We start from the raw sequence: 6,860 nt of genomic DNA, 5'->3' as shown, positions 1-6,860 counted from the left end.
CTTGATGATGCCCATGACGTGGGAGATGAGCATCAAAAAGCTCTACCACCCCCATTCGTTTGAGAAGGCCAATCAGCAGGACAAAATCATCAATTCTTTCGGTTAAAACTTTTGGTATAGTAGTCATCTCGGCAGTTAATCAAAAAAAGGAATAAATTGAAATAATTTTACGCGAATGGTGAGTTAAAGGTTAAAGAAGGTTAAAGAAATTATTTATGACATAACATACTAATTATATTCACTTTTCTTTGTTTGACCTGTGTACTGTCCCACCCGAGAGCTGTGTACTGTAAACCCGAGAGCTGTGTACTGAACCACCCGAGTTTTCACTCTTTATTTTTGATTTGGAACCGCTTATTTGCTCGTTTAGTCTCATCAATAAAATCCATAGAAGGTCGAAGGTGTATGCCAATATTCAAAATTTTGTTTCGGGGGCCGCGTTCGGGGTCATCTACTTGAAAGTCCATTAGAACATTTTTTTCGACGAGTTCTTCTAAAGACCGCACCAGAAATCTCATGTCCTGCGTTGTCGTAGCTGTATTAAGGAGCCCACTTTCTTGTTTTATCATTTTGAGCGAACAACTATAAGGAGCAAAAATACTTGCCTGAGTGTAGCGGGAGGCCAGCCTTTTATAGATCCATCGGGTAAGTTGTCCCCGTAAACCCATCATTAATTCATAGTTGTACTGACGATAGGTTTTTTCCATCAGGCCGAGACTGAGAAACAGAGAAAACTCTACATACCATCGGGCTTTTTTATCCTTCTTGCTTTCCTCTTCTGAGACGCCAACAAGGTTGGTAATTGGCGAAGTTAGAATCATTTTTCCACCATACTCGACCTTGATTTTTGTCTGAGATAAAATTTCAAGAGACTGTTTAATCTCTGCACACCTGTAATAATGTCCCCGTTCTTTCAACTCTTTGCGAAGTTGATGGAGTGAAAAGGTTACACCGACACGTCCTCGCTTCTGACTAAAATATATTTGTTCTGGTTCACACGCCAGTTTGCGCAGCGCGTTCTCTACAAACTCTTCCATCACAGAAGGATAGTATTCTTTCTCCTCTTCACCGCTGCCGGTACGAGCTGGAGAAACTTCAATAGTATAAGGATCGCCCTTATAGTTGAAGGTCCGTTCATACTTGGGAAGGTACCTGCCCTGGCGAATCTTATTTTGTCGCTGTTTTGTTACACTGTACTTGGGCATGCTATCCCAAAAGTTCATGATGTTGGACAGTTTTTCTCTCTCTTTTTCCGAATTGACAAGAAAATCTGTAAAGAGAGAGAGCTGCTTCGTCTTGAACTCCGCAGGTTCCGGGGCTGACCAGTCCTGAGCTTTACCCTCTTCCATGATGACCTCCATTGCATTGAATTCTCTCATAATTTAATCAAACCTCGTGTAAAAATCAAAAAAAGCATCTGAATCACTCCCTCCACCGTTCGTTGGATCATCCCGAAAGTGGGTGGTCATCTTTTGAACATCGGTACGATCCAACTCCAGTTCGATAGAGGAAAGCCAGGCATTTAAGCCTGCCTCTTAGATGTGGCGACATTTGAGTATAATCCAAATGGGATAAAAAACTTTTAATCTCTCGTTCTCCCATATCTTTTGGCTGGCGTTTTTTTTCATAAAAACAGATATATCGTAAAATCCACTGGCAATATTTTTTTTCTGTTGAGCGTGCGTAATGAGAGTATCTCAGGGGCTCACGCACTTGTTAAATGAAACCGCTCCGCAGCCTCATTTAACGGGGCTTGCAATCGAGGATTGCCTGGCAGCTTATTGCAAGCCCCGTTGGATTGAAAAAACTATAGATAAGGAAATATCTTTGATAGGCTTTGTTCGACTTGCTTTTGGTCTGATTTTGATAAATGGCCAACTTTACTTAGAATGAATCTATTGTCCAGCGTGAATAGTTTCATTCTTACAACAGAGGAAGCGTTTAAACCTGATACTTTCTTGTCTTTTATTACGCAGTCCAGAGGCCAAGGGGAATTTTTTTGACTTGTTATCATCGCTAAGACAGAGTGTTATATTTCGTTCCCAAAGTCCTCGTTGTTCGAGAGAACAAGAGCCAGCCTTCTTTTGGAACGGGCTGAATCCGTGAATGGGAAAGGTAGAACAACAATGTCAAATGGTTCATAAATCATTGTATGCCTCATCATCATTTTGTGATTCCCATTCACTCAGAGCAGGAATCAAAGCAGAGATGAATTCAAGATCAACAGGTGTGGCTTTTCTTAACCTAATTGAATTGTTGTCAATTATAAAGGCTATTGAATCACCCGCCTTGAGCTTTAGTTTTGCGCGTACAGGTTCAGGTACTGTAGCCTGATATTTCTTTGTAAGTTTGCTGATTGCTGTTTGCATGATTTCCTCCTAAATTTTTTCATGTAATACGGTGATACCACCACTCAATGTAATACAAGGCAATAGAAAAATCCAACAAAAAGCTGAAGACCGACCATACCCGCCAAAACGGCGGGCATGGCGGCTTAGCATAGCGTTATGTGTAATCTCTTTGACATTGCGTACGGAATGCCGTACTTTCTATTTAAACAAAAAAGAGAGGTGTTATATGGCGACTTTAACCGTAACTGAAGCAAGAAAAAAATTATATCGGCTCATTGATGAAACTGCACTAACTCATGAGCCGATTACAATTACCGGTAAAAGAGGCAATGCCATTCTTCTTTCTGAAAGTGACTGGAAAGCAATCCAGGAAACTCTGTTTCTGGTTAATATACCCGGAATGAAAGATTCCATAATAGTCGGCTTGAAAACCCCCATTGATGATTGCTCTGAGGACCTTGACTGGTGAGTTGGCAAATAGTCTTTACCAATCATGCCAAAAAATATGCAAAAAAAATTAGCCTCCGCTGGTCTTAAAATGAAAGCCTCCGCTCTACTTGCGGTACTAAAAGAAAATTCGTTTCAAACACCGCCTCCGTACGAAAAACTCATTGGTGATTTATTGGGGGATAAGTACGTACCTCCATCTCTCTTTTCATTTATCCCCACCATTCGGCTGAGGCCACCGTTCGGGCCTTCATCCAGTCTGCCACCGCCCGGTTTTTTCTATTTGTATTGATCAGAGAGCGCGACTGCGTGGACATCTTTTTTTGTGATTACGAATGAATAAACAGGATGTAAAAAGAGCATAACTTAATAGAAATGATCTAATCATGCGAAAAAGGGCATTTTTTATAAAAGCGTAACTCCTTAAAGTTTTTTGCCTTTATTCGCATGATTAGAGCTTTTATTCGTTGGCAAAAAGTTTTTCGCTGTTCCGTCTTTTGCTTTTCCCTTTCTCCTGTCTCCCATCCCCCTGCCTTTGAATTCGCCAATAGAAAGTGAAAATGGTATTTAGTACGGTCACAACTTAATAGGAATTGTATCACTCATCACATCAATGAGACACAACGGATCTCCGGTCCGGGGGGTGAATACATGTCTTTCCATACTGTGCCAACCACGTACCTGATCCTTAAAAGATGGATAGAGGAATTAATACTGTCTCGAAGTCTCCGCTTCGCTCCGACTCGCCTCCATCAGGCTGGGTCTGGGACTTGCTCATTATAGTCCAAATTACTATGATGAACTCACCCTTAAGAACGTGTGCCGTGCCCGGCACACAACATGGCGCTTCAGCGGACGCGCCAAAGACACGCGCCGCTGAACTCTTCGTTTTATACGCCTCAACCCAAACATCGTCTTAGTAGAGCCACTTACTATGTCTAGATTAAAATGCGTCATCTTCGCGATTTCTTTTGTAGCGATTATTTGTCCCGCATTCCCAGCGATTCCCGCTGATACTTCGGGCTTTAGCGGAATGGCTCAAGTCTCCCCCAATGCTTTTCTCACAGTAAACGACCGCAAGAACCCAATTGAATCCGGGTATCGTCTTGGAGTAATCACCCTCACCGACGCCGATGGAATCGTCTTCACACCTGTCAACGTCGATGATTGGATGCATGAGGACAAAGAGCCAAGTGATTTGGAAGCGTCTTGCGCCATTCCTGGCCGAGATGGCGAGTTTCTGATCGCAGAAAGCGGTTTCTACAACGGCCACTTTGGTCGAATCTTCCACGTAACTCTTTTGAAAGACAAAGAGGGCTTCTGGGTTGTTACAGTCAACAAAGCATTCAAAATTTACAATCGTAAACTTAATGCGAAGAAAAGCAGTTACAAAGGCGATCAGGTTGAAGGTATCGCTTGTTTCAATGCCCTTGGAAAGATCATTCTGGTTTATGGTGAACGCGGCGGACTGACGCACGGTGGCAAAAAAGTTGGGACTCTCGTTTGGGGTACGATAGATTTCGGGACTTACCAGTTCGGCAAGTTGGGAGAGGCATCATTGGTTAACAACTCGGTGCTCGGTGATCGTGATTGCAGTGCCTTGCGGTTGATCCCAAATGAAGATGGCTCTGTTTCAGTTCTTTCTGTTGCTACACGAGATGTTGGTGACAACGGTCCTTTTCATTCCGCAGTATATCGGGCGGGCCGATTTATGGTCGATCAAAAGGAGAAAACGATTCAATTTACGCGTGATGCGAAACCACAGATCCTTTCGGAATTATCCGGGATCAAGGTAGAAGCACTTGCTGGCCCAGCCAGGAACGCGGCGGAAAGCAAATATAGTATTGCCACAGATGATGAACACCTTGGTGGTATTTGGCGTCCGTTGTTTGGCAAATGAGACGTACGCGCATAATAATCGCATGCAGTCGGACTTCGGTGAGCTGGCGCTCCCCTCAGCCGCTGATGCGAGGCGTCATGCTTCCAGTAAGTGGATATTAAGTAGACATGGATATGGATAAAGAAATAGAAAACCGTATTGAAATGGAAATTATTGTGGATGCATATAATCCCGAAGAGGCTGCTATGGGATGGTACTATTACCTTGAAAAAAACATCGACTTCCCATTTCAAGCAATGACTGCAAAGGGCAAATCTGAGCGAACGATTATCGGAATGGCTGACTCTACAGATTGTTTAGAAGGAATGTATGTATTGGTAAATTTTAATGACGAAGATGAACTCCTCTTTTCATTGGAAGATATATTACCAATCAAAGTAAACCAACAATCTCAACAAGCTATTTCTGATTGGAAATATTGGCTTAATATGGGATATAATTTTTAGCTTAATATTTAAAGCAGCTCTTCCCGCTTTGCAATAACTCCTTGTTTTTGCGAATATTTTTTAGCACCTTTTCGCGAGCATTTTCGCCGATATTACAAGGGGATACATTCTTTACAGCTGAGGATATTCCGTGTAAAACTGATAACTCATTGTAATTACGTTAAAATTTATCACGAAGACGTACTTGTAAAAATATCGCTGTTTCAATACGTTACGAGAAAACCGAAAATAGCTGAGCTGTCATGAAGCCAGGCCCAGGCCAACGGGATGATATTTTACCAACATGAAGGAGTAATAGTATGTTTGAATCTGCAGAATTGGGGCATAAAATAAAAAAATCTGACTACAAAAAGGAAGTGCCTGCCCTGCGGGAGGAACTCCTCAACGTTCAGATGGAATTGAATGAGTCAGCCGCTTTTCAAGTAATTATATTGGTCGGTGGGTTGGACGGTGCAGGGCGCGGAGCCACTGTGAACCTTTTGAATGAATGGATGGATCCCCGTCATATTCAAACCCATGGCATGGGTGAACCCACGGACGAGGAACTGGATCGACCTATGATGTGGCGGTTCTGGAGAGCTTTGCCGCCAAAAGGAAAAATCGGTGTTTTTCTTGGATCGTGGTACACGTGGCCGATATTGAACAGAGCCTACGGCAGAACCACGGATGCTGACCTGGACCAGAGTCTGGCTCGGGCAAAGAAATTAGAAAAAATGTTGGTAGATGAGGGGGCTCTGGTAATTAAATTCTGGTTTCATCTCTCTAAAGAAAAACAGAAAAAACGACTCAAATCGCTGGAGAAAAATTCTATTACTCGTTGGAAGGTCACGAAACGTGATTGGGAGCATTTCAAAATGTACGATACGTTCCGTGAGGTTCATGAAAAGGTTATCCGTCATACCTCAACCGCTGAAGCTCCCTGGCTGATTATTGACGGAGAGGATGCCTGCTACCGGAACCTGACTGTAGGCAGGCAAATCCTCAGTGCAATTCGGGAACGATTGGATCAGAAGCCCCAACCGCCACAGGATATTCTCTCTTCTCCTCTCATGCCGTCCATTGACAATTTGAACGTGTTGAAATCATTGGATATGACTCAATCCCTGACAAAGGAGGAGTATAGGACAAAACTGAAAAAGTACCAGGGCAGATTGAATCTGTTGACCAGGGATCCAAAGTTTAAATACACTTCAGTACTGGCTGTGTTCGAGGGCAATGACGCTGGGGGGAAGGGAGGGGCTATACGTCGTATCACAGGGGCACTTGATGCGCGATGGTATCAGGTAATTCCCATTGCCGCACCGACAGAGGAGGAACGGGCTCAGCCGTATCTCTGGAGGTTCTGGCAGCATCTGCCCCGTAAAAGTCGGGTAATCATGTTTGATCGTTCCTGGTATGGCCGAGTACTTGTGGAGAGAGTGGAGCAATTCTGTTCGAAAAAAGACTGGATGAGAGCCTATAGCGAAATCAACGAGTTTGAAGAACAACTTGCCCGTCATCACATTGTAGTGGTTAAGTTTTGGTTGACCACCACCAAAGATGAGCAGTTGCGGAGATTTAAGGAAAGGGAGAAGATTGGATTCAAACGATTCAAACTCACTGAAGATGACTGGCGTAACAGGAATAAGTGGGAGGAGTACGAATTGGCCGTTGCAGATATGGTAGACCAGACGAGTACTCTTTATGCTCCCTGGACCCTGGTGGAGGCAAATAGTA

At 43.4% G+C, this 6,860-nt stretch carries 8 protein-coding genes; 4 read left to right on the top strand and 4 right to left on the bottom strand.

Features of this window, described 5'->3' with window-relative positions:
- Positions 1 to 326: 326 nt before the first annotated feature.
- The 4 genes from JWG39_RS15600 to JWG39_RS15585 all read right to left on the bottom strand — a co-directional run bounded on the left by JWG39_RS15600 (position 327) and on the right by JWG39_RS15585 (position 2,369).
- Positions 327 to 1,349 carry a hypothetical protein gene (locus tag JWG39_RS15600; RefSeq protein ID WP_205220371.1) on the bottom strand — a complete coding sequence of 341 codons (1,023 nt, stop codon included), beginning with the start codon at positions 1,347 to 1,349 and terminating at the stop codon, positions 327 to 329.
- Between the two features lie 97 nt (positions 1,350 to 1,446).
- Positions 1,447 to 1,713, bottom strand: coding sequence for a phage integrase N-terminal SAM-like domain-containing protein (locus tag JWG39_RS17235; RefSeq protein ID WP_205220370.1), 267 nt, complete (start codon positions 1,711 to 1,713; stop codon positions 1,447 to 1,449).
- 94 nt (positions 1,714 to 1,807) lie between these two features.
- Complete coding sequence (locus JWG39_RS17230) at positions 1,808 to 2,014, bottom strand: type II toxin-antitoxin system PemK/MazF family toxin (protein ID WP_205220369.1); 207 nt, start codon at positions 2,012 to 2,014, stop codon at positions 1,808 to 1,810.
- A 124-nt stretch (positions 2,015 to 2,138) separates the two neighbouring features.
- The gene (locus tag JWG39_RS15585) at positions 2,139 to 2,369 is read right to left on the bottom strand and encodes an AbrB/MazE/SpoVT family DNA-binding domain-containing protein (protein WP_205220368.1); all 231 of its coding nucleotides are present in this window, start codon (positions 2,367 to 2,369) and stop codon (positions 2,139 to 2,141) included.
- A gap of 208 nt (positions 2,370 to 2,577) precedes the next feature.
- On the opposite strand from JWG39_RS15585, the gene JWG39_RS15580 reads away from it, so the two are divergent.
- From JWG39_RS15580 to pap, 4 genes are all read left to right on the top strand, one after another.
- Complete coding sequence (locus JWG39_RS15580) at positions 2,578 to 2,820, top strand: type II toxin-antitoxin system Phd/YefM family antitoxin (RefSeq protein ID WP_205220367.1); 243 nt, start codon at positions 2,578 to 2,580, stop codon at positions 2,818 to 2,820.
- Positions 2,821 to 3,732: 912 nt separating this feature from the next.
- Positions 3,733 to 4,698, top strand: coding sequence for a hypothetical protein (locus JWG39_RS15575; protein ID WP_205220366.1), 966 nt, complete (start codon positions 3,733 to 3,735; stop codon positions 4,696 to 4,698).
- 113 nt (positions 4,699 to 4,811) lie between these two features.
- Positions 4,812 to 5,144 (top strand): calcium-binding protein, encoded by a 333-nt coding sequence (locus tag JWG39_RS15570; RefSeq protein WP_205220365.1) that lies wholly within the window; start codon positions 4,812 to 4,814, stop codon positions 5,142 to 5,144.
- A gap of 299 nt (positions 5,145 to 5,443) precedes the next feature.
- On the top strand, positions 5,444 to 6,860 hold a 1,417-nt coding region (gene pap, locus JWG39_RS15565), incomplete at its 3' end, for a polyphosphate:AMP phosphotransferase (protein WP_205220364.1).

Source organism: Desulforhopalus vacuolatus (assembly GCF_016918505.1).
Lineage (GTDB): Bacteria > Desulfobacterota > Desulfobulbia > Desulfobulbales > Desulfocapsaceae > Desulforhopalus > Desulforhopalus vacuolatus.
The sequence above is the reverse complement of the archived record's forward strand: the minus strand, read 5'-3'. Positions and strand labels throughout refer to the sequence as shown.

Bases quoted from the DNA above. Each gene is read 5' to 3' on its own strand.
- JWG39_RS15600 (WP_205220371.1), bottom strand. From the start codon at position 1,349: ATGGAAGAGGGTAAAGCTCAGGACTGGTCAGCCCCGGAACCTGCGGAG.
- JWG39_RS17230 (WP_205220369.1), bottom strand. From the start codon at position 2,014: ATGATAACAAGTCAAAAAAATTCCCCTTGGCCTCTGGACTGCGTAATA.
- JWG39_RS15585 (WP_205220368.1), bottom strand. From the start codon at position 2,369: ATGCAAACAGCAATCAGCAAACTTACAAAGAAATATCAGGCTACAGTA.
- JWG39_RS15580 (WP_205220367.1), top strand. From the start codon at position 2,578: ATGGCGACTTTAACCGTAACTGAAGCAAGAAAAAAATTATATCGGCTC.
- JWG39_RS15575 (WP_205220366.1), top strand. From the start codon at position 3,733: ATGTCTAGATTAAAATGCGTCATCTTCGCGATTTCTTTTGTAGCGATT.
- JWG39_RS15570 (WP_205220365.1), top strand. From the start codon at position 4,812: ATGGATAAAGAAATAGAAAACCGTATTGAAATGGAAATTATTGTGGAT.